The following is a 22743-nucleotide window of genomic DNA, read 5'->3' on the forward strand; positions in this document are numbered from 1 at the left end:
CCCATCCCCACCATTTTGCGGCGTGAAACACACTTCATGCGCTTGGTTCGTCTCGGTTTGGGTTTCACGGCGGGGTGAGGCTATACTCGAACGGCACCGGGGTGTGGCGCAGCTTGGTAGCGCGCTTCGTTCGGGACGAAGAGGCCGTGGGTTCAAATCCCGCCACCCCGACTCGGTGAGTCGCCGGGACCATCAGGTCCCGGCGATTTTGTATGCGTAAGATCACTGACCGCTGGGTAGACCTGGATGTGAACGTCGATAGACTGAGACGGTAACCATCGCCAACCGTTCGAGGAGTAAAACCCATGAAGCGTCGCATTGCGGCCGCACTGCTCATCACCCTCCTGCCGCTCGGCATGGCAGCCTGCGGAGGAAACAAGTCCGACAACTCGACCGCCTCACCGGATGGGAACGCCAGCGCTACCCCGAGTCAGGGGGCCGAATCTGACCAGTCCGTCACCGATGCCTGCGCCACGATAGAACCCAACGTCCGCGCAACATCCGAGGAGCTCAGCGCCGCGGCCCAGGAGGCCCGTTCTAACCCACAAAAGGGCCTCGACACGCTCAAGTCCCTAACTTCTCGGCTGGAGGACACGGCCTCGACGATCAGCAACGCTAACGTGAAGGACTCCCTTGACGCAGTCATCGCAGACATGGGCGCGGCTGCCGCATCGGCGGAAGATCTCCTGTCCAACCACGATCCCAGCGCGTTCTCCGACTTGCAGGCCGCTCTCCAGCAGCTCTCCGCCTCAATGGCCGATCTGCAGGATCTCTGCGCGTTCGAGTGACGCTCGCAGCATCATCAGACGCGTGACCCACAGGGGCACGAATGGGGGCGACCGTCCGGTCGCCCCCGCTTCTTGTCGCCACAAATGGCACCGCGCTGCTTTTTCGCGGCACCGAGGGGTGCCGGGCGCGTCTCATCAGGCGACATAACCAGTATTGAGAGTTGCAGGCACAGATCTCTAAACTAAGGCTATGCACAGTGATGCACCCGCCGCCACGCCCGCACCCACCAGGCCAGAGGGCGGCCCGCGAGGCCACCGCCCCACCCGCCCGCGCATGCGCAATCTTCAGCGCCGCGGCTGGCTGAGTGACCAGCATGGCGCGTGGACCATGATGGCCCTGCCGCCTCTGCTCGGCCTGGCGCTGGCCGCGCGCTTCTCGTGGCCCACGCTCCTCATGCTGGTGGCGTGGGCGATGGCCTTCCAGACGTTCTCCGCCACGTGCCTGTGGGTAAAGACCCCCGCCAAGCGCCGGGGCCGCATCGTCCCCGCGCTGGCGACCTATGGGGTGCTCACGGCCATTCCCGGGATCGCACTGCTCGTGGCCCGCCCACAAACGCTGTGGTGGGCTATCCTGTTCGCTCCCCTGGCCCTTTTTGCGCTGCTCCTCGTGTGGCGGGGCCGCGAGCGCTCCCTGGGGGCTCGGACGGCCTCGATCCTGGCGGGCGGCGTGATGGGACCGGTGGCGTTCTCCCTGGCGTCATCCGACGGATCGCCGGGGGCCGTGTCGGCTCGCGCGTGGGTGACGTGCGCGGCGTTCGCCCTGCATTACGTGGGGACGGTCCCCGTGGTGCGTTCGATGATCCGGGGCCGCCGGGATCCGCGTTGGGCGTGGGGGGCGACGGCGTTCCATGCGGCGTGCGCGCTGGGCACGCTCCTTGCGTGGCGCTTCGGGACGCTCACTGCGTGGCCCGTTGTCGCGTGGGTGGGTCTGACGGTGCGCGCGTGGGTGATGCCCACGGTGAGCCGCGCCAAAAAGCGACCCCTGTCCCCGAAGCTCATCGGGTTCACCGAGATCGGATGGACAGCGCTTTTATTCGCCTCGCTCCTCATCCCGTAGGTCGGCGCGCCAGATCCTGGCGGCCGTCAGGAGGCGGTCGTTTTGGCCGTGGGTACCCACGGATACGCGGACACCCTCGAGGAAGGGACGCACGATCAGCCCGGCGCGGGCGCACACTTGCCGGGAATGTAGCGGGGCAGGGACACCACGGCGGGCCGAATGCGTAATTTGGTCATGTCTCCAGTCCTATCCCACGGGGATGCGCCGTGCAAACAACACCCCACTGCGCAAGAATAAACAAATGGACTTCATTGCTCGTTTGTTGGCCACGATGGCCGGGCTGTGGATCTCGACCCTCCTGGTCCCGTCAATCCGGATCGCGTCGTCATCGGCGTCAGAGACCGTGATCGTGCTGGCTGTCGTCGCTCTGGTGTTCACGGTGGTGAACTCTGTGATTAAGCCCGTCGTTAAGACGCTGGCCTTCCCCCTGTACCTGGTGACGTTCGGCCTGTTTGCCATGGTGACAAACTCGGCGCTGTTCGCGCTGACGGGTTGGCTCTCAACGTGGCTGGGCGTCCCCCTATCGACGGGCGGCTTCTGGTCTTGCCTGGCAGGCGCGGTGATCACGTCAGTGGTCGCGTCCATCGTGTCGGGCGTCCTGCGCGACAAGAAGGATAAGCGGGGCTGATTCTCCCATCTCTTAACTAAGGCGCGTCACCTCTGGGTGATGCGCCTCGTTTGATAGTGGTGGATCGTCGTCTGCGTGTTCTGGGTGAGCCCGAGGGCCTGGGTTCGGCGCGCTTCGGCCGCCGCCAGGGCGGATAGACCCGGGTCAGACGAAGCCTTGGCCGCGCTCAGGGTGCTCCTGATCTCATCGACGTACAGGGGCGCGCTGTGGGAGGAGGGCACTGGGTCCTCGGGGTGGGCGGCGGCGGAATAGTCGCGAAACATCACGGTCGTAACGTTGTCTCCTTCCGTGGCGTTTCCGTCCAGGCCGGGAACGATATCACCGCAGTTTTCGTAGGCCAGTACGGGGACGTCGCTGGGCGCGACGGTCGCGGTGGGCGATCCGGCGGTAACCACGGACACAACATTATAGCTGGCGCGTACCTCCGGGTCGGCGGCCAACTGGGCCGCCATGATCCCGCCCTGTGAGTGCCCGGCCAGTTCAACGGCGTCGCCGGGCGGAATACCCGCTGCTCGCATCGCCTCTTTGATGGCATTCAACTGGTCAGAGGACGTGCCGGCCACCCCCTGCAGGTTGGAGCGCATGTCCTGCGGACCCGCCCGCCCGACGTTAAAGGACTGGGTGCCTCGAATGTCGACGGTCCACGACCTGGTAGTGCTCCCGTCCGCGTCGACGGTGACGTGCTCCTCGACGGCGATCTCTCCGTTGTGGGCGTCACCTCCGTGCATCTGGGTAATGTGCTCAATGATATCGGCGCTGGTGGCGGCGCCCGAGTAGTGCGTATCTGGGGCCGCGTCCGGCATCGCCGAGGCCGCGGCCTTCGCCCGAGCATCGAATACGCCCGGAGGCAGTGACGAGGCGGCGGCGCCGCCGCGCACGTGCGTGTGCCCGTCGGATCCGCTAACCACTATTCCGTAGCTTCGTCCGCGCCCCCACCCCAGCGCCGTCAAGCCTGCGGCCACCAGGGCGGACACCCCGGAGGCGGACTGCGTTGACGTCGGATTCGCGCCCTGGCTGATTCCCGTGTCCAACAGCGACTGGGCGACCAGGCGATAGGCGGGACACGAGTTGACGTCCAGCGCGAATCTGCCGATGTCCCGCTGGAATTGCGCGCCCGAGGCCTGGTCCCCGTGCAATACGAAGGCGATTCCATCCTCCACCGCGTTCCACAGGTCCCTTTGGGCAACCAGGACGGCCACCCCCGGCATCACCGCGGCGGGAAGCCAGGGCAGGCCCGCCCGGTGCGCCGCGTCCTGGGCGCCGTGAAACAGGGCCGTCCCACCCGACGCCGTCACTCTCCCGGGGCCGAGCACCCATCTGGTCAGGCCGCCGGGGCCCAGCTGCGGCCCCATCGGGCTGCCGGGCACCGTTTCCCACAGTGAGGCCGCGGCGTCCGCGTCCCCGTAGGTCAGGGCCACGTCTTGGATTTTCCATCGCAGGGCGTCGATCGTGGATGTAAGGCTGTCGAGGGCGGCTGTGGCCGCAATGATCGCGGCCACGAGTCGCGTGGCGGCCGCCGGGGCGACGGCCGACGCCAGCTCCGCCTGAGCGAGCGCCGCGCCGAGCGCGAGGCGCGCCGGGGTAATCGTGACCATCTCCTGGTAGGTCATCAGCGTGTGGGCGGCGCACAGCTCGTTCACATCGACGCTGAAGGGTCCGGATACGACGGACACGTCCCGATACGGGTCAAAGGCCATGGTCACCACGCCCCCGTCGCCCGGCGGTCAGCACCCGTCCCGTTCACATCGGCGTGATCCGCGAGTTCGTGAGCGAAGAGCTGAGCGTGCTCGGCTTCGAGGGAGGGAAGCAGGTCCAGTGCCGCCTGAATATCGGCGAGGACCCCCAGGGCGCAGGCAACCGCCTCGCTCTGGCTGGTCCGATAGGCGTCGCCTCCGACGCCGGTCCACTGCGGGCAGGTTGCCCCCGTGAGCGCCACCCGCAGGGTATCGACGAGTCCGTAGGCTGCGTTCAGGGACGGGGCGGGACTGAGCGGGTCAATAATCATGAGGACTCCCAGGGGCGATTGCGGTGTTGTGTTAATCGGCACGCTACGCGCGCATTCCTCCCGCGCACCACGCGGCCGGTAACCCCTGTGGATAAGCCCCCGGTGCACCCGCCCCCTGTGCACGCGCCGCTCTCAGGAGGCACGTCGGATGAGAGTCGTTCCTCTTTCCTGCCAGAGGCGTTACTCTCAGAGTCATCCCGGCCTCGTGTTGACCCCGGCGTGAGGGCGGCGCACGGGCCGAGCGGAGCGGATGGGCCTCGTCTGGGAAAATAGGGGCATGAGCGACACGATGACACTGTTCTCCACTGCCCAGGGATATTCGGACCTGGCGGGTGGGGGTGAACCGCTCAGCCCACTGGACGGTCGCTACCGCGCGGTGAGCGCCCCCCTCGCGAACTATCTGTCCGAGGCCGGGCTGAACCGAGCGCGCGTGCACGTTGAGGTCGAATGGTTGATCTTCCTGCTGGATAACGCCGTGCTGCCGGGCGCACCGGCGTTGACCGACGCGGAGCGCGACTACCTGCGGGCCCTGCCGCGCGGCTTTGGGGCCACGCACGTCGCGAGGCTGGCTCAGTTCGAGGCCGTCACCCGGCACGACGTGAAGGCCGTCGAGTACCTGATCGGCGAATACCTGCAGGCCGCGGCCTCTGATCTGGGAGAGGGAACGTCGCTGCCGCGCCTGCGCGAGGTCATCCACATTTTCTGTACCTCCGAGGACATTAACAACCTGGCCCACGCGTTGACGATCAAGGCGGCGACCGAGCAGGTGTGGCTGCCCGCGATCCGCGCGCTCCTGGAGCGCCTACGGGGCCTGGCCGATGCGGGGGCGCGCACCCCGATGCTAGCCCGCACGCACGGCCAGCCCGCCACGCCGGTGACCATCGGCAAGGAGATGGCGGTGTTCGCGCACCGCCTGTCCCGCCAGATCAGGCGCGTTGAAGCCACCGAGTTCCTGGGCAAGATCAACGGCGCGACGGGCACGTGGGCCGCGCACGTCGTGTCCGTGCCCGGCGCGGATTGGCCAACACTGTCGCGCCGTTTCGTGGAGGGCCTGGGCCTGGCCTGGAATCCTCTCACGACGCAGATCGAGTCGCACGACTGGCAGGCCGAGCTGTATTCGGACGTGGCGCGCGCGGGGCGTATCGCGCACAACCTGGCGACGGATGCGTGGATGTACATTTCGATGGATTACTTCCACCAGAACCTGGCAGCCCAGGGATCGACAGGTTCTTCGACGATGCCGCACAAGGTGAATCCAATCCGTTTCGAGAACGCGGAGGCGAACCTGGAGGTGTCGAACGCGCTGTTGGATTCACTGGCGGCGACGCTGGTGACCAGCCGCATGCAGCGTGATCTGACGGATTCAACGACGCAGCGCAACGTGGGCGTCGCGCTGGGCCACGCGGTGCTGGCCTACGACAACCTGGTGCGGGGCCTGGAAGGGATCCAGATCAACGCGGCTCGCATGGCCCGCGATCTGGATGCGAATTGGGCGGTGCTGGGCGAGGCCGTCCAACAGGCGATGCGCACCGCCGCGGTCGCGGGGGCGACGGGCATGGCGAACCCGTATGAGCGCTTGAAGGAACTGACGCGCGGCCACGAGGTGGGTGAGGATGACATGCGTGACTTCATTGCGGGCCTGGGGCTGCCCGCCGAGGTGGAGGAGCGCCTGCTATCACTGACACCCGCGACCTACGTGGGCCTGTCGGAGCGCCTGGCGCACTGGGAGTCCTGAGCGGGCCTCGCCCGAGGGACGGCGGGTGTTACGGGCCGGACTGGACACCGCTCTGGGAGCCGGACTGTGGGCCGGGGTGCAGCGCGGGAAGAGGGTGAAGGCTCGTGTCCGTGTTGTCGTTGACGCTCACCCGCACACCCGGGAAAGCCTCCTGCACAGAGGGCAGATCAAACTGATCGGGGTCGTTGAGAGGACGACTGGTAGGCAGGCACGACGAATACGAACTCATCGCAACACCGCTCTCAAAATACATAAACTCAGCAGAATTACCATCATTATCCGTGAAGTAAATCCTCCGACTACCATCACTTTGAAAGTCATTTTGCACCCACAACCCAGACACACCATCCCTGCGGTGAGCCCGCACGATCTCCTCCAGCCGCTCAAAAGGAATTGACGGGGCAATCGTGGTGTAGCCAAAGACCCGATACCCCTGCGTACTCTCGACGCCGCACGCCTGCACGTACGGAAGGCCCACAACGCTCAGCTCGCCATCAGTTTCGGCGGCTACCCGCCCGGCCATGCGCGAAACCTCCAACAAATTACTGCTCAAGTATTCCTCAAAGCTCACACGCTGATGAAAGGCAACAAGCTTACCCTGCCTGGGCATCTTCGCATCACACCCGTAGAAAGCGGCAACCACCAAGGCCGACACAAGACCAACACGCAGTGGCATCCACTTCATCTTCATCGTCAGCTCCCCGACTGCCCATCATCACCCGTCGCCTCCTGACGGAAAATAGCCGGATTTTTCTGCTTGTTAGCGTTATACGCTTCAACCACCGTCAGACGAGGGAACAACTCCTGGGGCGCTGGAAGCTGAATACGCTCAAGCACATCGGCTGGCCGCACCGAGGGCAAACAACCGGTGGAAAACTCAACAAAGATAACGTCATCCTCGGCGTGATCAAACAACAGAGAATTGCCGTCCTGATCACCGAGACCAACGCTGCGTATATTTCGTACACCCCGAGGCTCCGGATCCGACGAGTACACATACCCGTAGCGCCGAGCACCGTTCCCAACAATCCGACGCAGATCCTCATAATCAATCAGCGGAATGTAATAACGGACCCTACTAATCTCATACCCTTTTGATGATACTCCACACCGCGACCTACCTGGTTCTTCGTAGAATCCGAGCGTTCCTCCCGCCTCCACTGCTACTTCCTCGATAATGCTCACGTACCGAGGCATGGTATCATTGAAGAATGCCTCCGCCGTCTGACGCTCAGCCAGCGGTACACTCCCACTATCAACATCATGAGGCGGATCCGGCAGCCTCGGAATACACGCCGCCAGAAGCAATGACAGACAGATAACTCCCAATAGGGAGACAGGCTTCCTCCGAGTCATTGTTTCCCCATCGAATCCGCGATGACCTTGCCAATATCCTCGAGAGCACGGTTACGTTTGTCTGGCAGAGCCTTCTTGAAGTACGAGGAGTGATTCGCGTTCGTGTCTGCATTTGGGTCTGCGTTGTATCCTTCTCCTCCGCTCGTATCGCCCGACAGATGTCCGATGCCTTCGAGCTCCTTGGGGTCGCGGCCGAAGTTCCAGTCGGTCCCCATTCCTTGTACAGCGTCGTGCAACGGAGTCGCAGACACCCAGGTATGTTCGGGGTCTACGCCCAGCGTTCCGACGGATTGGACCGCCGAACCTGGCGACCCTGTATACACGAAGTCATCAACGACACCTTCACCAATGTCACGCATCGCGAAACCACCCGTCGTGGACCCGTAGGAGTGCGTCATCGCGCTTTGATGCACGTCCATTCCCCGTTCTGCGCGCCACGAGTGAATCCCCGTCAGGAAGCCGTTGAGCCGCTGGCCTCCCACTTCCGCTTTGTGTGTCGACGCCACGGACAGGTCTAGCGTTTCCCTGGGATCCGACGGCGCTTCGTAACCCAACCACGCAATGGCGGCTACGCTCCCTTTCTTCGCACCTCCGTAGAGCTCTGCCGCTTCCTGGAGATTCTTCGCATATTCAACATTCAGCCGGGCATTATCACGACACGTCGTGGTCATCCCTGGCACCATGGTCGTCACGTGCTCCGCATTATCAACGTCTCCGATAGCGATTGCGGCACGAACGTTCTCGCCCCGAGCTCCCAATTCAAGCGTGACGAGCGTGGCCCCTGCATTGGATTCGAGCTGTCCTCGGATAGCCTCCAAATCTTTCAAACGATTCCGGAGATCATCCCTCTGCTTAATAAGGGCTGCGAGGCCCGTCGGATTCCCCGTGCCAGCTCTGCCCGCTTCTGCTATCGCCTCTTCCGCTTCCTTCAGCTCTTTCTCAGTCTGCTCAATCAGGCTCGACCCCGGGATACGATTTCCCGCGGCATCCTTGCGTCCGAAGAGCGCGATATCGTTGGCCTTGGCCCGCGACTCCATATCGATGCCGTTGAGGTTACCGTATTTCTGCGGGTCTTTGTTGATAAGAGCCTCGCGCTCGGACTCGGAGAGCAAACCCCACCACACCGAAACTTCCTCGGGGCTCCATGAGGGATCCGCGTCGTTCTTCAGGCCCGCGGACTCAGAGTGTCGCCCCTCAGGCATGACGTACTGACCATCGGCCAGGGCCTTGTACCTCGGCCCCACGGTTGCCTCCGCCTCAGTGGCAATCGCAACCACCTGAGAGACAATATCGCACAGCTCGTGGTACTTACTCGTTCGATTGCCATCGTCTCCCCCAGAATCCGGTCCCAATATAACCTCTCCGGATTCACTAATCTCGCAATCAATTTCCGCCGCAACCTCCCATGCGGACTTACGCATAGCGACGACCCGGCTCACGTACCCGTGCAGCGCCGCGGTCGCCATCGCGTATTCGCTGAGCTCGTTGATGCGCGCGTCCAGGAGGGCCTGAATCTCCGAGAGTCGCTGACGCATCTGATCCGGCCCCTTACCCTGCGATCGAATATCGTGCGCCGCGTGCTCAATGTCGGAGACAAGCTCGCGCGCCTCCCGCAGCTCCTGCTCGATGAGGTCCTCCGCCTCGATCACGTAGCCGTGATCCCAGCTCTGAATATCCGCCCAGGTTGCCACTACTCTTCCTCCATCATCCGACGCAGGTCTTCCATGGTCATCGCCCCACCACCATGGTGGGTCTGCTGGAAGCTCACTGCCGCGTCGTCCTCGGTCGCGGCGTACTCGTTGATCGAGTCGTTGACGGACTGCGAGAAGTCGTCCAGGTCGCACGATAGGGCGGCGAGGGCACCATCGATAGTTTCACCGGCGCTGCGTCCCAGCCCCGCGAGCTCACCCCCGCCAAGCGCCGACGACAGGTAGTCGCCCGCCGTCGCGACCGTCACCGACCGAAGGCAGCTGGAGGCCTCGCTCGCGCGGTCGCGCAGGACTTCGAGGTCCCCCTCTTCAATGACAAGATCACCGGCCACTGCGCCCCCTCTCATGCAGAACATAGCAACGAGGCTGACGCTATCAAACGATCAAGGAGCGAACAAGAGCATCCCACAAGAGCATCACGAACTATCTCGCACGCGGTCGCCCGGACCGTTCGGCGAGGCCGGGCGTCAGCGCGGGTTCACGGCCTCCATGAGGGGTCGCATTCGGCCGGCCCGTAGCGGCTGTACAGCTCGTCGGGGCGCGCAATCTCATCCGCGAAACCGAGCACTGTCATGTCGACGACCGCCTCGGTCTGCGCGCCGGGGGCCTCCAGGTCATCCGCGTCGCCATGGGCCGCCAGGACCCGAGCACGCACGCTCACCGGCGCCATCTCGGGGTTGTTCCAAGCGGCGCGCGTGACGGCGTCCAGCGCCTTAGCCGCCGGGACGGCGTCAACCAGGACATCCCCCTCGGGTACCACCACATCGATAGACACCAGGGAGGGGCGACCAAAGCCCTCACCGACCTCGACGTTCACGCTGCGATGCAATCGCGGGGACCGCTCCCCGCGATCCGCCTCGCCTGCGGGATGAGAGCCGCCGGAGTCGGCCTGGTTAATAGACGACGGGAAGCGCGCCTCAAGGGCGGCGGACGTTAGGTCCGTAAAGCGCTGCGTGCGGCCGGTGCCTCGCGTCGAGGACAGTGCCCTCCAAGCGATGCCGGCGCCGATCGCACCCACGCCGAGCGCGCCGATGACCAGCGGCCCGGCGATCTGCGGGAGGCGTCCGCGCAGCCCCGCGGCGGTCACCTTGTTGACGGGGGTCGAGACGCGCATCCATCGGCGCACCTCGCGCAGGGGATCGTTGGGGTCGTTCATAACCTGTCCTTTCGATAAAGGGCGAGCGCGCCGAGGACGCGCCCGGGCACCGGGACGCGGCGCGGAACTCGGGAACGGGCCACGCGCGGCAGGCGGGGCACCGTGGCCACATAGTCGATTGGATAAGTGGTCGGCTCGAAGGCACCGCCGCGCTCCAGGGCAGCGACCGTGTTCCACGTGTTGTCCGAGGTGGGGGTCAGGAGATCCTGCCAGATTTCGTAGTGCATGACGCGCGTGGGTTCCCCCGGGGTGGGCAAGAAATCCTGTAGGGCAGCCATTGACGAGGCCAACCTCCCCCACGGGGTCACGCGCACCTTGCGCTCAAGCATCCGCACCGTCTCCGTGTACGTTGATGACGAGTGCGCGTAATACAGGGGGCGCGTCCGAGGCCGCACGAGGCTGCGCCCGACGGTGACGCGCCGGTCGGGAGCACGGTCGGGGGAACCGTCGAGGCTGGGCACGACGTCCTGGTCGTGGGTGACGGCTACGGTCACCACGTCGGGGCGCACCCGGATGCGGCGGTTCGGACCGCCGGTGGACAGGATTCCGACCACGTTGACCCCGGCCTCGTGGGCCGGGACAGAGGCCAGCGCGGTGGCGACGATCCCACCCTGGGAGTGCCCGCAGATGAGGACGGGCTGGCGTTCCCACTCGTCGGCAGGGACCCCGTCGCGCTCCATGGCGGCGTGCAGCGCGCGGACGACGCCGACACTCACGGAGCTCTCTAGGCCGAGCATGAGGCGGATATTCGCCTCAATGTCGGCCGGGTTGTTGGTGGAGCGAAAGTTCATGGCCTCCGTTCCAACCAGGCACATCAGCCAGCGGCGTGCCTCGCCCTCACCGACGCGCGTGATCTTCACGGCGGGACCCAGGGTGCGAGACCAGTAGAGCTCGTCGATGTCGGCACACATGTCCGACAGGGCCTCGGGGGCGTCCACGCGGCGGATCTGAGCCTCGGGGTGATCCGGCAACGGAGGCTGGAAGGGGGGATCGGCGTCAGAATCGCGCAGGAGCGCGACGTGGACGGCACCGCCGCGAAGCGCGCCGACCGCCGTTCCGACGGTGAGCATTCCGGTCATCAGCGCGTCGTATCCGCGCCTGGGGATGAGGGGAAGCATGCGTGCCATGCGCCCGTCGCGGTCCGCTCCGACGGCGATGACCGCGCGGGCCCAGGCACGCCCCAGGGTGGCCGTTCGGCGGGCCATGTGGGAGAGGGAACGGATAAGCAGGGTGTCGAGGCCTGGCGTATCGAAGAAGATTCGCTGAGACTTTTCGCTGATCGCACTCCCCATTTCGTCGGAGACGGAACGCGCGCGGCTTCGGAGATGGTCGGGCAGCGCGGTGATCTCCGCAGCCGCGCCGATGGCGACCGTGGCCGCGAGCGCAGGCAGGATGGGGGCGACTTTGAGGCGCAGGTAGAGGCCGGGGTAGGCCTGGGGGACACGGCGTATCGCGCGGTAGCGCCGACGCGGGCGTCGCCTCATATCCCCTCCTTGTTGCGTTGCGTCCTATCTCCACCCTACGGCGGGTCTCACCCGGGTGCGCCATATGGGGATGCGTGTCGGCAGCCCGCACCCCTTGACTATCATACCCCCTAGGGGTACGCTCGATCGTATGAGCACCAAGCACGGGTACCACGGCAACACCGAGAATCACCTCGCGCGCCTGCGCCGCATCGAGGGCCAGGTGCGCGGCCTGCAGCGCATGATCTCCCAGGGCGAGTACTGCATCGACATCCTCACGCAGGTCTCGGCCGTCCAGTCCGCACTGGATTCCGTCGCGGTTCGCCTGCTCAAAGACCACATGAATCACTGCGTCGTCACGGCGGCACGCGAATCCGACGATGCCGCCCAGGCTAAGGTCGATGAGGCGGCGGCGGCCATCGCGCGCCTCATCAAGTCATAATCACCAGGAGGAACCATGAGCACCGAGATCGATCGCACCGTGGAATTGTCCGTGGACGGAATGACGTGTGGCCATTGCGTCATGAGCGTCACCGAGGAGCTGAAGGAGCTCCCCGGCGTCAAGAACGTCGAAGTCATCTTGAACTCGGGCGGCACCTCCAAGGTGACTGTCCTGACCGACACGCCCCTAGACGACGCGGCGCTGGGCGACGCGGTGTCTGAGGCCGGCTTCACGTTGGTCGGCGTCTCACGCGACTTCTGAGGGTCGCCGCACCTCACGGACGAGGTCGGGGCACCGTCCCCGGCCTCGTTCCCTTTGACCACACCCATACCCTGGGAGGGTACCCATGACCGCCCGCTCCGACCGCAACGACTCCCCCACTCGGGGCGTCCCGATCACCGAGCCCAACCCGGCCTCGGCCCCCGCGATTCAAGTCGGCGAGGGCACGCGCAATCACGCCGCCGACCTGCGCGCTTGCCTGGTCGTCTGCGCCCCGCTGGGCCTGGCGGTGATGCTCCTGTCCATGATACCCGCCTGGCAGTTCACCGGCTGGCAGTGGGTTGTGGCGCTCGTGTCCCTTCCGGTCGTCACGTGGGGGGCGTGGCCCTTCCACCGCGCGGCGTTCGCGGCCGGCAGGCACGGGTCGACCACGATGGACACGCTCGTGTCGCTGGGAGTTATCGCGTCGGCCGCGTGGAGCTGGTGGGCGCTCCTGTGGGGCGGTGCCGGTACCCTCGGGATGCGCATGCACATGAGCCTGATCCCGCGCGCCTCTCACGGCTCCCACGCGGAGATCTACTTCGAGGGTGCCTGCATGATCGTCGTGTTCCTCCTGACGGGCCGCTACCTGGAGGCCCGAGCACGCTACCGTGCGGGAGACGCCCTGCGCTCGCTGCTCACCATGGGCGCGAAGGAGGCGACGCTCGTGAGCGTCGATCCCATCTCGGGCGCGCGCAGCGAGAGGGTCGTTCCGGCCTCCCACCTGCAGGTCGGCGACCTTTTCGCGGTGCGCCCGGGCGAGAAGGTGGCGACCGACGGCCTCATCGTCGAGGGCTCCTCGGCCCTGGACACCTCCCTGCTCACGGGCGAGTCCGTCCCCGTGGACGTCTCCCCGGGCGAGGAGGTGACGGGCGCGACCGTCAACACGTGGGGTGCGCTGCTGGTGCGCGCCACCCGCGTCGGCTCCGACACGACGCTGGCGCAGATCGGTCGCATGGTCACCGAGGCTCAGGCGGGCAAGGCCCTCGTCCAGCGCCTGGCCGACCGCATTTCCGGCGTGTTCGTGCCCGTCGTCATCGCGGTGTCGCTGGCAACCCTGGCCGGATGGCTGATCGCGGGCGGCAGCGTGCAGGCGGCGTTCACCGCGGCCGTCGCGGTGCTGGTCGTCGCGTGTCCGTGCGCCCTGGGCCTGGCGACGCCCACCGCGATCCTGGTGGGGTCGGGGCGCGCCTCCCAGCTGGGCATCCTGATTCGCAACGCGGAGGTCCTGGAGCTCACTCATTCGATCGACACCATGCTCCTGGACAAGACGGGCACGGTGACGACCGGTGTCATGTCGCTGGAGTCGGTGGGGGTGGCCCCGGGGATCGACGAGTCCGATGCCCTTGCCTTGGCCGCCTCCGTCGAGGCTCTCTCGGAGCACCCGGTCGCCCGCGCGATCACCGAGGGTGCTTCCTCTCGCGGGCTGTCGCTGGAGCCGGTGACGGCGTTCTCGAACCAGCCGGGCCTCGGCGTCGTCGGCGCGACCCCTCGCGGGGTGGTGCTGGTTGGACGCCCGGCATGGCTCGCCTCCCTAGGCGTCGACGTCCCTGCTTCCCTGCGCGACGTCGTCGGCCGGGCCGAGGCCTCAGGCGCGTCCGCGGTCGTCGCGGCGCTCGCGCCGTCACTGGCCTCAACCCCGGATCGCCCAACTGCGGCAGTGCCCGTCGTCACGGACACCCCTGTCGGTGGAGAACACGCCGGGTCCGAGCCCGAGGTCGCCCCGCCCATCGCGACCCTGACGATGAGCGTGGGAGGCATGACGTGCGCGTCGTGCGTGCGCCGCGTCGAACGCAAGCTCGGCAAACTCGACGGCGTCGTCGCCGAAGTCAACCTGGCGACCGAGTCCGCACGCATCACGCTCACCGCCCCGCACAGCGACCAGGAGATCGAGGCTGTCGTGAGCGCCGCCGGATACTCGGGCACCGTCACCTCGCGCACCGACGCCGGTTGCTCCGGAAGCCCCGGGGGCGGGCGCACCGGCGCGGGCGAGGCTGCCGGGGCCACCGCCGCTTCGGACGCGGGCGAGCGTGAGGGGGAGGCGACCTCGTCCCTGGTGGTCCCCGAGCGCGTGGAGGGACGCGCGTTCGCCGCCCTGGTCGTGCGCGACACCGTGAAGGACTCCTCGGCTCGAGCGGTTGCCGAGCTGCGCGAGCTAGGCATCGAGCCGATCCTGCTGACGGGCGACAACCAGGAGGCGGCGCGCCACGTCGCCGGACAGGTCGGGATCGACCGCGTCATCGCCGGCATCTTGCCCGAAGGCAAGCGCGACACCGTCGCCCACCTGCAGGAGCAGGGGCGCACGGTGGCCATGGTGGGCGACGGCGTGAACGACGCGGCCGCCCTGGCGCAGGCGTCCACGAGGGGCCTGGGCATCGCCATGGGGTCGGGCACGGACGTCGCTATCGAGGTGGCGGACATGACGCTCATGAACTCTTCGCTCATGTCCGCGGCGGCGGCGATCCGCGTGTCCCGCAGGACCCTTCGCGTGATCAAGCAGAACCTGTTCTGGGCGTTCTACTACAACGTCGCGATGGTGCCGCTCGCGATCGCGGGCCTGCTCTCCCCGATGCTGGCGAGCGCCGCGATGGCCTGTTCGTCGGTGTTCGTGGTCCTCAACTCGCTGCGCCTCCGACGGGCGAAATAGGGCTGCGCAGCTCGCCTGCAAGTCGCCCTCGCGCCCACCCCCGGGCCTCGCGCGAAACCCAGACCACCCCTCCTTACGACCTTCGGGCCTGCTGTGCAACCCAGACCACCCCTGCATGCCCATTTCGGCCCGATTCTACGCATTTCACGCCCGCAGGGGCGACGCCGGTTTCACGACCTCTCGAGCACCGCACAGGCCCACCCCGATTTTTGCGCGGGCTGACCGCGCCAGCCGGCACCTCAAGAGGTGCGGCGCACGACGCAAAAACCGTCCCGGTCATAAACGGTTTCATAGGTATGGCTGGGGTGAGCGCTGGTTACCCAGGACTGCGCATCAACCTTCGCGCCGCCCCACGCGTAGGAAAGCTGGTCAACGACCACGTACTCCGGCGGCGTGTCCATGTCCTTTGTGGTGCCCACCCAATACACCGCTCGTCCGGGCACCAGCCGCGCAAGCAGCGTTGTGTCGGTCTCGACGCGCGCGCCCGCGGGCACCGCATCCAACGCCCCCTGGGCGGCATCGAGGCGCGGACTCTCCGTGAGGGCGGGCAGCTTCCACAGCGGCAACGACGTCCAGGCGAGGACCACAGACACTGCGGGCACGCAGGCCGCCACCCACGCGGCGTGAGGCCACGGGGCTCCGGAGGAGGCCACGGTTCCGTCTCCGCCCGAACCGCCCTCGCCGGGCGTATGCGCGCCCGCACAGCCTCCCTCACGGCCGACGGCATCGGCCACGTTAACGCCACGTCGGGTGCGGCTCGCATGGCCACCCGGGCCATTGTCCCCGTCGCGGGCCGCCCCCTCGTTCGCGCGCGCCTTGCCGGGGTCCGGGTCAGCTGCTCTCGCCTGCACGCCGCGCGCGACCCACCTGTCGATGACGTCCAGCAGCGAGCACGCGGCGATGGGGACCAGCACGGCGTTGTAGTGCCACGAGTCCCACTGGTAGTAGGCGTCGACGGAGCCGACGAAGCGCCACGCGAGGGTGGGGGCGACCAGAGCAAACCAGGGCGACGAGACGCCCGCCAGCCCGGCACCGGCCACCAGGACGAGCAGCGTCGCGAGTTTGACCGGCGGGTCCGTCAGGATGCCCCACGGGGAGGGAAGAGCCCTGGCGGAGGTCGTCCCGCCGATGGAGGTGCCCGCACCGGTTGCGGAGCCGTCGAGGGAATAGGCCCACGTTCCCGCAGGATTCAAGGCCGGAAGCAGGACTTTAACGGTCACCACAAACGCGACGATACCGAACAGAGCGTACGCCACGGCCAGGAGAACGCCGGAGCGGCCATGGCCTCGCCTGCGCCACGCCATGGCCAGGCCCGCGACGAAGACCGTCAGCCCCAGATCCTCCTTGACCAGGACAAGGGGGGCAAGCCACGCCATGCACGCACCCCACCGGCGCTCGACGAAGGCGACGCCCCCGAAGGCCAGCAGCGGAACGGCCACGCACACCTCGTGAAACTGGGCGGCGACCGCGCCCTGAAGCCCCCAGCCCAACCCGTAGGCGATCCCGACCAATAGGGCACCCCCGCGCCCGAGCAGGCGCTGGGCGAGGCGAGCGACGGGCAGCACCGACACCGCGATCAGCACATCCTGGACGACCAGCAGGGTCAACGCGGAGGGAAACAGGCGGAAGAGGGGACCAAACAGGGCCAGGATCGGGTGAAAGTGGTCCCCGAGGAGGTTATAGTCGGGGCTCTTGATGGGAACGATGGGCGCCTCAAAGCGCGAATATGCTTGGACGGCCTCGGTGAAGATCGCCAGGTCCCACGAGGGCACGACGAGGGCGCGCCACTGAGCCACCGAGTAGCACACGTACAGCGCGCCGACCGCGAGCGCGACCGCGGCGGGAAGCCACCAGGAGGAAACGAAGCGGCCGAGCCCGACTCGGCGCTCGCTCACCCGACCATCTCCGTGCGCCGCACGCCGGGCGAGGGCAAGTGATCCGCGCCGTCATTGGACGAGGCCGGGGCCGGGTAGGGCACGCCGATTCCCTGCTCGTGGGCGGCGCGGCGCTTGGATCGGGCATTGGAGTGAAAGCCCTGAGAGACGGTGGCCAGCAGGGCGTCGACCATGCGCGCGGCCCGGTTGAGGGAGCCGAGGGATCGATCGGCGCCAGAGTGGGTGAAGTTGCAGGGGACTTCCATGACGGACAGGCCAGCCCGCAGCACGTTGATGGTCATGGCGGCTTCGAGGACGTAGCGGCCGTTGAAGGGCATGGCGGCATTGATCGCCTCGCGCGTCAGGCAGCGCTGGTAGCTGAGGGGGTAGTGGCAGGTCCAACCGGTCTTTCGGCGGATGAGCCTGCGGGCCACGCCGGGGGCATAGCCGGAGTACTCGCGTTTCTGGGCGGGCACGGCGATGGTCATGTCGGCTTGACGGGCGGAGACGGCCTCGACGAGGGCGGTGGCCTCGACGGCGGAATCCCCGAGGTCGGGTGAGAGCAGCAGGATGTGACGGGGCGGGCCGTCGGGACGGTCCCGCATGGCTGCGACCTTCACGCCGGTTTCGATGGCCGAGGCGCGCCCGCGCTCGACGGAATGGCGCACGACGACGGCTCCGGCTGCCCGGGCGACGCGCCCGGTGTCGTCGGTGGATCCGTCGTCGACGACGATCAGGAGGTCAACGCCGGGTATGGCGCGGCACGCGCGCACAGTGGCGGCGACAGCGCGGCCGACGTTGTGTGCAGCAATGACGGCTGCTACGCGCTGCGACTGAGAACCATGGGACCCACTGTGATAGTTCACAACAAACAGTTTACGGGCGGCGGGACGCCAGCGCGCCCCGCCGCCCGCAATGTGAGCGACAAGCCTATCTAAACGACAGGTAAAAAATGTCTCAGCGGATCGTGACAGCTCGCGAGACCAGGCCCTGACGCGCGCGGCGCTCCTTGCCGTCCAGGCGCTCGGTGACGGTCAGCGCCTGCTTGAGGGCCCGTGCCAGCTCCTGCGTGCCCGGCGCGGCGTCGGCCGCCCCGGTTCCCTCGGGCAGCTCGAAGACGGGGACGATCAGGCCGCACGCGCGGAAGGAACCCACGTAGCGGGATCCTTCGCCGACGTTGGCCGCCCCGCGCACGGCCAGGCGGGCCAGCGCGTCAAAGAGCTTGGTTTCGTCGTTGTCCGTCAGGAAGCGCACGAAGTTACGGTTCATCTCGCACCAGTACGCGCCCGGGACGCCGGGCACGGGTTCGGTCGGGATGATCTCATCGCGGTTGCGTTCCAGGGCGCGGCGCGTCTGGTCGTCGATCTCCTCAGCGGGGTCGAACCAGAACGAAAAGTCTTCCTCGATCTTCATGTCCGTGAAGCTGTCGGCGTCAACGATGTCCTGGAGACGTTCGGAGGGCTCGCGCACGTCCACGGAGATGACGCCTTCGTCACCGGCTTCCTTCGCGGCGATGGCCGCCAACAGGGCGGCACCCGCGTCGTGGCTGAGGTCCGCGGAGTTCGAGCGCGTCTGCAACGCGACCATGATGCGGCCGTCGGGGCGCACCATGGCGGGGTGCCCCTCGGGCAGCAGGGTGACGAAATCGAATTCGATTGAGCCGTGTTCCGCATCGGTGCACGCGGTCAGCGTGGCCGCCGGGATGAGTTCGCGCATGGCGACCAGCTCAATCTCCTTCGGCAGCCCCTCGTAGGGGCGCGCGACGAAGGGGATCGGCGGTCGATACGCTTTGAGCTTGGCGGGATCGGTGACCTTTTTGCGGCGGCTTGCTTTACCCATGTGAGTATCGTAGCCGGTTTCCCCTGGGCGACCAGGCCGGGACCCGGTGAACCGGTCATCTCACCCAGCCCCGTCCCTGCCGCCGCGCCCCTCTTACCGCACGTCGCCGCGGGCGATCGCCTCGACGCCGCTCAGGCCGGCACGGTACGAGGCCAGGAAGCGCTCGTATCCCGCCACCCCCTCGGGCGTGGGGGCCAGCGCAGAGACGGAGGCGTCTGCGAAGACGCGAGAGCGCAGGTATTCGGGCAGAGGCAGGGCGGTGGCGGCCTCGTCCCCGAAGAGACCGGCGCGCGCGGCCCGGTAGCGTGCGAGCACCGCAATGCCCCACGCGCCGCCCTCGCCCGCGGTTTCGCCGACGGAGACGGGGATGTTCAGGGAGTCGGCGAGGATCTGCTGGGCGACACGGGGGGTCTTGAAAAGGCCGCCGTGGGCGAACAGCGAATCGAGGCGCACGCCTTCCTCGCGCAGGATGTCGACCCCGATGCGCACGGCGGCGAAGACACTCATGAGCTGGGCGCGCACCGCGTTGGCCAGGGTGACGCGCGCGTCAGGCGTGTGCGTCAAGAGCGGCTGCGCGGCGGTCAGTCCGACGAGGGGCTCGGCGGAGAGCGTGTTGTAGGCCATGACCCCGCCCGCGTCCTCCTCGCCCGTGAGCGCGTGCGCGTAGAGGGCGTCATAGATCGCGGGAGTGCGCACGTCGGCGCCGATGAGGCGCGCGAAGGAGGCGAACATGGACACCCAGGCATCGATCTCCGAGGCGCCGTTGTTGGAGTGGGCCATGGCGACGGGCGAGCCGTCGGGCGTGGTCACCATGTCGATCTCGGTGTGCAGATTGGACAGGGACTTCTCCAGGACCGCCATGAGGAACACGGATGTTCCACACGAGATGTTGCCGGTGCGCTGGGCGATCGCATTGGTGGCGATCATGCCGGTGCCGGCATCCCCCTCGGGCGGGCACAGGGGAATGCCGGGCCGCAGGGTACCCGTCGGGTCGATGAGTGCGGCACCCTCGGCGGTCAACGTCCCCGCGTCTTCGCCCGCGACGAGGACGGTCGGCAGGACGTCGCGCAGGCGCCATGGGACCCGGGAGGCCACCAGCGCCTCGTAGGCCTCCATCATGGGGCGGTCGTAGGTGAGCGTGGCCGAGTCGATGGGGAACATCCCGGATGCGTCGCCAACACCGAGGACGTCCCGCCCGGTCAACTGCGAATGCACCCAGCCGGCCAGCGTGGTCAGGCGGGCGACCTCATCAACCCGTTCCTCGCCGTCCAGGACCCCCTGGTGCAGGTGCGCGATCGACCAGCGCAGGGGGATGTTGAAAGAGAATAGGCGCGTGAGTTCGCCCGCGGCGCGCCCCGTGTTGGTGTTGCGCCACGTGCGGAAGGGGGCGATCTGGCGGCCGTCGGCATCGAAGGCGAGGTAGCCGTGCATCATCCCGGAGATGCCGATGGAGCCGTAGGAGGCGGGGGTCGTTCCGTAGCGGTCGCGCACGTCGGCGACCAGGGAGGCGTAGGCCTCTCGCAGGCCCTCCACCACCTGGTCCAGGGTGTAGGACCACAGGCCGCCATCGAGGTGGTTCTCCCAGGAGTGCCCGCCGGTGGCCAGCACCTCGTGGTCGGGTCCGATCAGGACGGCTTTGATCCGCGTGGAACCGAACTCGATGCCGAGCGCGGTGTTAGATGCGGCGATGGCGGCGCTAGGGTCGGTGATCATGTGTACTCCTTGGGTCTTCATTGACGAGGCCGGGGCCGGCATGTGTGTTCACGGTAACACCATCGCACCCGTTCGGGGAGCCGATTGCTCTCACTTGCCCGCGGGGCGACGCCTGGGCCCCGTTCCCGCCCCCACCGCCCTCGCCCCCCCTGCCAGTCACCGCCGGGAGGACTGGGGCTTTCGTTAAGACGCCCCGATTCCCTCGGCGAAGAGACTCCGCATTCGATCGATGAAGACCAGTTCCTCCTCGGTGGGGGGCTTGGTGGAGCCGCGCTCGATCAGGGTCAGGGCCACCGACGCGTAGACGTGAGAGGCCAGGGGCAGAACCGAATCGTCAACGCGGCCCTTCGCCCACTGCCTGAACACCGACCGGTACATCTGGCGTAGCCGCTCGCTCAGGTCGCCGTCGTCTCCCCCTCGAATGCACAGCAGCGTGGTCAGGGCGCGCCCGTTGCGCGCGTAGAAGTCGGCCAGGTGCCGGCTCTGGGCCACACCGTCTCCTCCGCCGAGCCACATGCTCTCGATGGCCGGGGTGATGTCCTCCAGGAGGTAGGAGACCACCTCGGCCAGCAGGGCGTCCTTGTCCGTGTAGTGGTCGTAGAAGGTGGTGCGCGACACCATTGAGGCCGCGCAGATGTCGGTGACGCTCACGTGAGCGTAGGGCTTGGCCCGGCATGCCGTAATGAGGCCGGAGCGGATAGCGCGCCGCGTCTTTCGGATGCGCAGGTCCAGGTTCTTCTCGGCGTCTCGCCCGTGTGTGTCGGCCGCCCGCAAGAACATGTCTCTCCGATCAATAGCTCAGCATTTGCATCCCTATCCTACGCATAGCGGATGGAGTGTTCGGTAACAAACACTCCATCCGCTATTGTGCGATCCGCCCTGGCTGACACGCGCGTAACCTCGAAGCATGTTCACGCACTATACGGGCAACAGGCAATTCGACCTGCAACTGAACCGCTCCCTGAACCCGATCCTGGACCGCCCCGGAATGGAGCGCCTGGCCGCGAGCGCCCTCCCCCGCATCCGCTCCACCCGCCAGATCACTGAGCTCGCCCAGGAGTTGGCGGAGCGCTTAGAGTCCGAGGGGGACGCGGCGGCCGCGTGGCGCCTGCACTCCCTGGCGGCCTTTTATCTGCCCGCGAGCGACCCGCGCAAGCGCCGCTTCATCAACGCGATGTCGCGCGGCTTCGACGCCTCTCACTCCCACCTGGCGCTCAGCCGCCACGCGATCCCCTACGGCGGCGGGGCTCTGACGGCGATCCGCTGGGAGGCGGACCTACGCGACCGTGCTCGCTGCGGCGAGGCCGTCCCGCGCGTCCTCGTCATGATGAACGGCTTCGACGGCTACGCGGAGGAGATCATGAGCTTCGCCGAACACTTTCCTTCCCGCCCCTTCGACATCATCGCCTTCGACGGGCCCGGACAGGGGCACACGGCGCTGGCGGGTATGCCTCTGGAGCCGCGCTGGGAGCACCCGACGACCGCGGTCCTGGACTACTTCGACCTCAACAGCGCGGCCGCCCTCGGCCTGTCCTTCGGTGGCTACCTGGTCATGCGCGCCGCCGCCCACGTGCCGCGCATCAGCCACGTCATCGCTTTCGACATGATGTACCGGCTGCTGGACGGGCTGACGATGCCCCTGCCCCGCCCCCTGCGCCCCCTCGTTTCCTCGGTCGTCGAGCGCGCGCGGCCCGCGTGGCTGATCGACGCGGCCATGTCCGTCGTACCCCGCGCGAGCGCGGACCTGGCGTGGAAGCTGCAGCAGGCGCGCCACCTGACGGGACTGAGCAGGCCCAGCGACGTGGTGCGGGCGCTGGGAGCGTTCACAATGGAGCCCCTGGCGGGCATGATTCGCCAGCCCTGCCTGGTGATGGCGGGGGACGCGGACCAGTACGTGCCGATCACACGCCTGGCGGACGTGCGACGCGTCCTGGCGGGCGCCGAATCGCTGGATGTGCAGGTGTTCCACCAGGCGCAGGACCCGGACATGGCGCAGCACTGCCAGATCGGAAACCCTCACCGAGCCTTTGAGATCATGGGTGACTGGCTGACGCGTTCACCTGCGCACTAGAG

General features: G+C 67.1%; 21 protein-coding genes, 1 tRNA gene and 1 pseudogene. 9 read left to right on the forward strand and 14 right to left on the reverse strand.

The window, feature by feature from the left end; genetic code table 11:
- The first annotated feature begins 97 nt into the window (after window positions 1-97).
- The 3 genes from BLT68_RS07010 (at window position 98) to BLT68_RS07020 (ending at window position 1845) form a co-directional block, all read left to right on the forward strand.
- Window positions 98-171 (forward strand) — tRNA-Pro (locus BLT68_RS07010).
- Between the two features lie 134 nt (window positions 172-305).
- Entirely contained in the window at window positions 306-788 is a 483-nt protein-coding gene (locus tag BLT68_RS07015; protein WP_070778606.1) for a hypothetical protein, read from the forward strand.
- A 190-nt stretch (window positions 789-978) separates the two neighbouring features.
- A complete protein-coding gene (locus tag BLT68_RS07020) occupies window positions 979-1845 on the forward strand; it encodes a YwiC-like family protein (RefSeq protein WP_232618718.1) in 867 nt (288 codons plus the stop codon).
- Here the strand turns inward: BLT68_RS07020 and BLT68_RS09425 are convergent.
- Window positions 1819-1965: pseudogene (locus BLT68_RS09425) on the reverse strand (histidinol-phosphate transaminase); the annotation flags it as partial. The gene BLT68_RS07020 and the pseudogene BLT68_RS09425 sit on opposite strands and share 27 nt — an antisense overlap.
- 121 nt (window positions 1966-2086) lie before the next feature.
- On the opposite strand from BLT68_RS09425, the gene BLT68_RS07025 reads away from it, so the two are divergent.
- Window positions 2087-2473: a phage holin family protein gene (locus BLT68_RS07025; protein WP_070778610.1), complete on the forward strand. Its 387-nt coding sequence runs from the start codon at window positions 2087-2089 to the stop codon at window positions 2471-2473.
- A gap of 26 nt (window positions 2474-2499) precedes the next feature.
- Here BLT68_RS07025 and BLT68_RS07030 read toward each other — a convergent pair whose 3' ends face one another.
- Together BLT68_RS07030 and BLT68_RS07035 are read right to left on the reverse strand one after the other, a co-directional pair.
- A complete protein-coding gene (locus BLT68_RS07030; RefSeq protein WP_232618799.1) occupies window positions 2500-4170 on the reverse strand; it encodes an alpha/beta hydrolase in 1671 nt (556 codons plus the stop codon).
- A gap of 2 nt (window positions 4171-4172) precedes the next feature.
- On the reverse strand, window positions 4173-4478 hold the full coding sequence (locus tag BLT68_RS07035) for a hypothetical protein (RefSeq protein ID WP_074633411.1): 306 nt from the start codon (window positions 4476-4478) through the stop codon (window positions 4173-4175).
- A 277-nt stretch (window positions 4479-4755) separates the two neighbouring features.
- On the opposite strand from BLT68_RS07035, the gene purB reads away from it, so the two are divergent.
- On the forward strand, window positions 4756-6213 hold the full coding sequence (purB, locus tag BLT68_RS07040; RefSeq protein ID WP_074633413.1) for an adenylosuccinate lyase: 1458 nt from the start codon (window positions 4756-4758) through the stop codon (window positions 6211-6213).
- 28 nt (window positions 6214-6241) lie between these two features.
- Here purB and BLT68_RS07045 read toward each other — a convergent pair whose 3' ends face one another.
- The 6 genes from BLT68_RS07045 to BLT68_RS07070 all read right to left on the reverse strand — a co-directional run bounded on the left by BLT68_RS07045 (window position 6242) and on the right by BLT68_RS07070 (window position 11918).
- Window positions 6242-6898, reverse strand: a complete 657-nt coding sequence (locus tag BLT68_RS07045) for a DUF4853 domain-containing protein (protein WP_131800094.1) — start codon at window positions 6896-6898, stop codon at window positions 6242-6244.
- 8 nt (window positions 6899-6906) lie between these two features.
- Complete coding sequence (locus BLT68_RS07050) at window positions 6907-7503, reverse strand: DUF4853 domain-containing protein (RefSeq protein WP_341349667.1); 597 nt, start codon at window positions 7501-7503, stop codon at window positions 6907-6909.
- 62 nt (window positions 7504-7565) lie between these two features.
- A complete protein-coding gene (locus BLT68_RS07055) occupies window positions 7566-9260 on the reverse strand; it encodes an alpha/beta hydrolase (protein ID WP_074633416.1) in 1695 nt (564 codons plus the stop codon).
- Window positions 9260-9610 carry a hypothetical protein gene (locus BLT68_RS07060; RefSeq protein WP_050695589.1) on the reverse strand — a complete coding sequence of 117 codons (351 nt, stop codon included), beginning with the start codon at window positions 9608-9610 and terminating at the stop codon, window positions 9260-9262. Before BLT68_RS07060 ends, BLT68_RS07055 begins: the two co-directional genes overlap by 1 nt.
- A gap of 146 nt (window positions 9611-9756) precedes the next feature.
- Complete coding sequence (locus tag BLT68_RS07065) at window positions 9757-10434, reverse strand: hypothetical protein (RefSeq protein WP_050695588.1); 678 nt, start codon at window positions 10432-10434, stop codon at window positions 9757-9759.
- Window positions 10431-11918, reverse strand: coding sequence for an alpha/beta hydrolase family protein (locus BLT68_RS07070; protein ID WP_074633417.1), 1488 nt, complete (start codon window positions 11916-11918; stop codon window positions 10431-10433). The genes BLT68_RS07065 and BLT68_RS07070 overlap by 4 nt, the downstream gene beginning before the upstream one ends.
- Window positions 11919-12048: 130 nt before the next feature.
- On the opposite strand from BLT68_RS07070, the gene BLT68_RS07075 reads away from it, so the two are divergent.
- The 3 genes from BLT68_RS07075 to BLT68_RS07085 all read left to right on the forward strand — a co-directional run bounded on the left by BLT68_RS07075 (window position 12049) and on the right by BLT68_RS07085 (window position 15244).
- Window positions 12049-12339, forward strand: coding sequence for a metal-sensitive transcriptional regulator (locus BLT68_RS07075; protein ID WP_050695586.1), 291 nt, complete (start codon window positions 12049-12051; stop codon window positions 12337-12339).
- A gap of 15 nt (window positions 12340-12354) precedes the next feature.
- On the forward strand, window positions 12355-12600 hold the full coding sequence (locus tag BLT68_RS07080; RefSeq protein WP_050695585.1) for a heavy-metal-associated domain-containing protein: 246 nt from the start codon (window positions 12355-12357) through the stop codon (window positions 12598-12600).
- 85 nt (window positions 12601-12685) lie between these two features.
- The gene (locus tag BLT68_RS07085; RefSeq protein WP_083332387.1) at window positions 12686-15244 is read left to right on the forward strand and encodes an HAD-IC family P-type ATPase; all 2559 of its coding nucleotides are present in this window, start codon (window positions 12686-12688) and stop codon (window positions 15242-15244) included.
- A 239-nt stretch (window positions 15245-15483) separates the two neighbouring features.
- Here the strand turns inward: BLT68_RS07085 and BLT68_RS07090 are convergent, their stop codons facing one another.
- The 5 genes from BLT68_RS07090 to BLT68_RS07110 all read right to left on the reverse strand — a co-directional run bounded on the left by BLT68_RS07090 (window position 15484) and on the right by BLT68_RS07110 (window position 21450).
- A complete protein-coding gene (locus BLT68_RS07090; protein ID WP_074633419.1) occupies window positions 15484-17139 on the reverse strand; it encodes a DUF2079 domain-containing protein in 1656 nt (551 codons plus the stop codon).
- Entirely contained in the window at window positions 17136-17984 is an 849-nt protein-coding gene (locus tag BLT68_RS07095; protein ID WP_070778620.1) for a glycosyltransferase family 2 protein, read from the reverse strand. Before BLT68_RS07095 ends, BLT68_RS07090 begins: the two co-directional genes overlap by 4 nt.
- A gap of 91 nt (window positions 17985-18075) precedes the next feature.
- Window positions 18076-18957 (reverse strand): DUF5926 family protein, encoded by an 882-nt coding sequence (locus BLT68_RS07100; protein WP_074633421.1) that lies wholly within the window; start codon window positions 18955-18957, stop codon window positions 18076-18078.
- A 93-nt stretch (window positions 18958-19050) separates the two neighbouring features.
- On the reverse strand, window positions 19051-20670 hold the full coding sequence (locus tag BLT68_RS07105; RefSeq protein ID WP_074633422.1) for a xylulokinase: 1620 nt from the start codon (window positions 20668-20670) through the stop codon (window positions 19051-19053).
- Between the two features lie 183 nt (window positions 20671-20853).
- Window positions 20854-21450, reverse strand: a complete 597-nt coding sequence (locus tag BLT68_RS07110) for a TetR/AcrR family transcriptional regulator (protein ID WP_074633424.1) — start codon at window positions 21448-21450, stop codon at window positions 20854-20856.
- Between the two features lie 127 nt (window positions 21451-21577).
- On the opposite strand from BLT68_RS07110, the gene BLT68_RS07115 reads away from it, so the two are divergent.
- Entirely contained in the window at window positions 21578-22741 is a 1164-nt protein-coding gene (locus BLT68_RS07115) for an alpha/beta fold hydrolase (RefSeq protein ID WP_074633425.1), read from the forward strand.
- The last annotated feature ends 2 nt before the right edge of the window (window positions 22742-22743 follow it).

The sequence above is a fragment of the Schaalia meyeri genome (assembly GCF_900105015.1).
Lineage (GTDB): Bacteria > Actinomycetota > Actinomycetes > Actinomycetales > Actinomycetaceae > Pauljensenia > Pauljensenia meyeri.

Coding starts and splice junctions, on each gene's coding strand:
- BLT68_RS07015 (WP_070778606.1), top strand. CDS start 306: ATGAAGCGTCGCATTGCGGCCGCACTGCTCATCACCCTCCTGCCGCTC.
- BLT68_RS07020 (WP_232618718.1), top strand. CDS start 979: ATGCACAGTGATGCACCCGCCGCCACGCCCGCACCCACCAGGCCAGAG.
- BLT68_RS07025 (WP_070778610.1), top strand. CDS start 2,087: ATGGACTTCATTGCTCGTTTGTTGGCCACGATGGCCGGGCTGTGGATC.
- BLT68_RS07030 (WP_232618799.1), bottom strand. CDS start 4,170: ATGGCCTTTGACCCGTATCGGGACGTGTCCGTCGTATCCGGACCCTTC.
- BLT68_RS07035 (WP_074633411.1), bottom strand. CDS start 4,478: ATGATTATTGACCCGCTCAGTCCCGCCCCGTCCCTGAACGCAGCCTAC.
- purB (WP_074633413.1), top strand. CDS start 4,756: ATGAGCGACACGATGACACTGTTCTCCACTGCCCAGGGATATTCGGAC.
- BLT68_RS07045 (WP_131800094.1), bottom strand. CDS start 6,898: ATGAAGTGGATGCCACTGCGTGTTGGTCTTGTGTCGGCCTTGGTGGTT.
- BLT68_RS07065 (WP_050695588.1), bottom strand. CDS start 10,434: ATGAACGACCCCAACGATCCCCTGCGCGAGGTGCGCCGATGGATGCGC.
- BLT68_RS07070 (WP_074633417.1), bottom strand. CDS start 11,918: ATGAGGCGACGCCCGCGTCGGCGCTACCGCGCGATACGCCGTGTCCCC.
- BLT68_RS07075 (WP_050695586.1), top strand. CDS start 12,049: ATGAGCACCAAGCACGGGTACCACGGCAACACCGAGAATCACCTCGCG.
- BLT68_RS07080 (WP_050695585.1), top strand. CDS start 12,355: ATGAGCACCGAGATCGATCGCACCGTGGAATTGTCCGTGGACGGAATG.
- BLT68_RS07085 (WP_083332387.1), top strand. CDS start 12,686: ATGACCGCCCGCTCCGACCGCAACGACTCCCCCACTCGGGGCGTCCCG.
- BLT68_RS07100 (WP_074633421.1), bottom strand. CDS start 18,957: ATGGGTAAAGCAAGCCGCCGCAAAAAGGTCACCGATCCCGCCAAGCTC.
- BLT68_RS07105 (WP_074633422.1), bottom strand. CDS start 20,670: ATGATCACCGACCCTAGCGCCGCCATCGCCGCATCTAACACCGCGCTC.
- BLT68_RS07110 (WP_074633424.1), bottom strand. CDS start 21,450: ATGTTCTTGCGGGCGGCCGACACACACGGGCGAGACGCCGAGAAGAAC.
- BLT68_RS07115 (WP_074633425.1), top strand. CDS start 21,578: ATGTTCACGCACTATACGGGCAACAGGCAATTCGACCTGCAACTGAAC.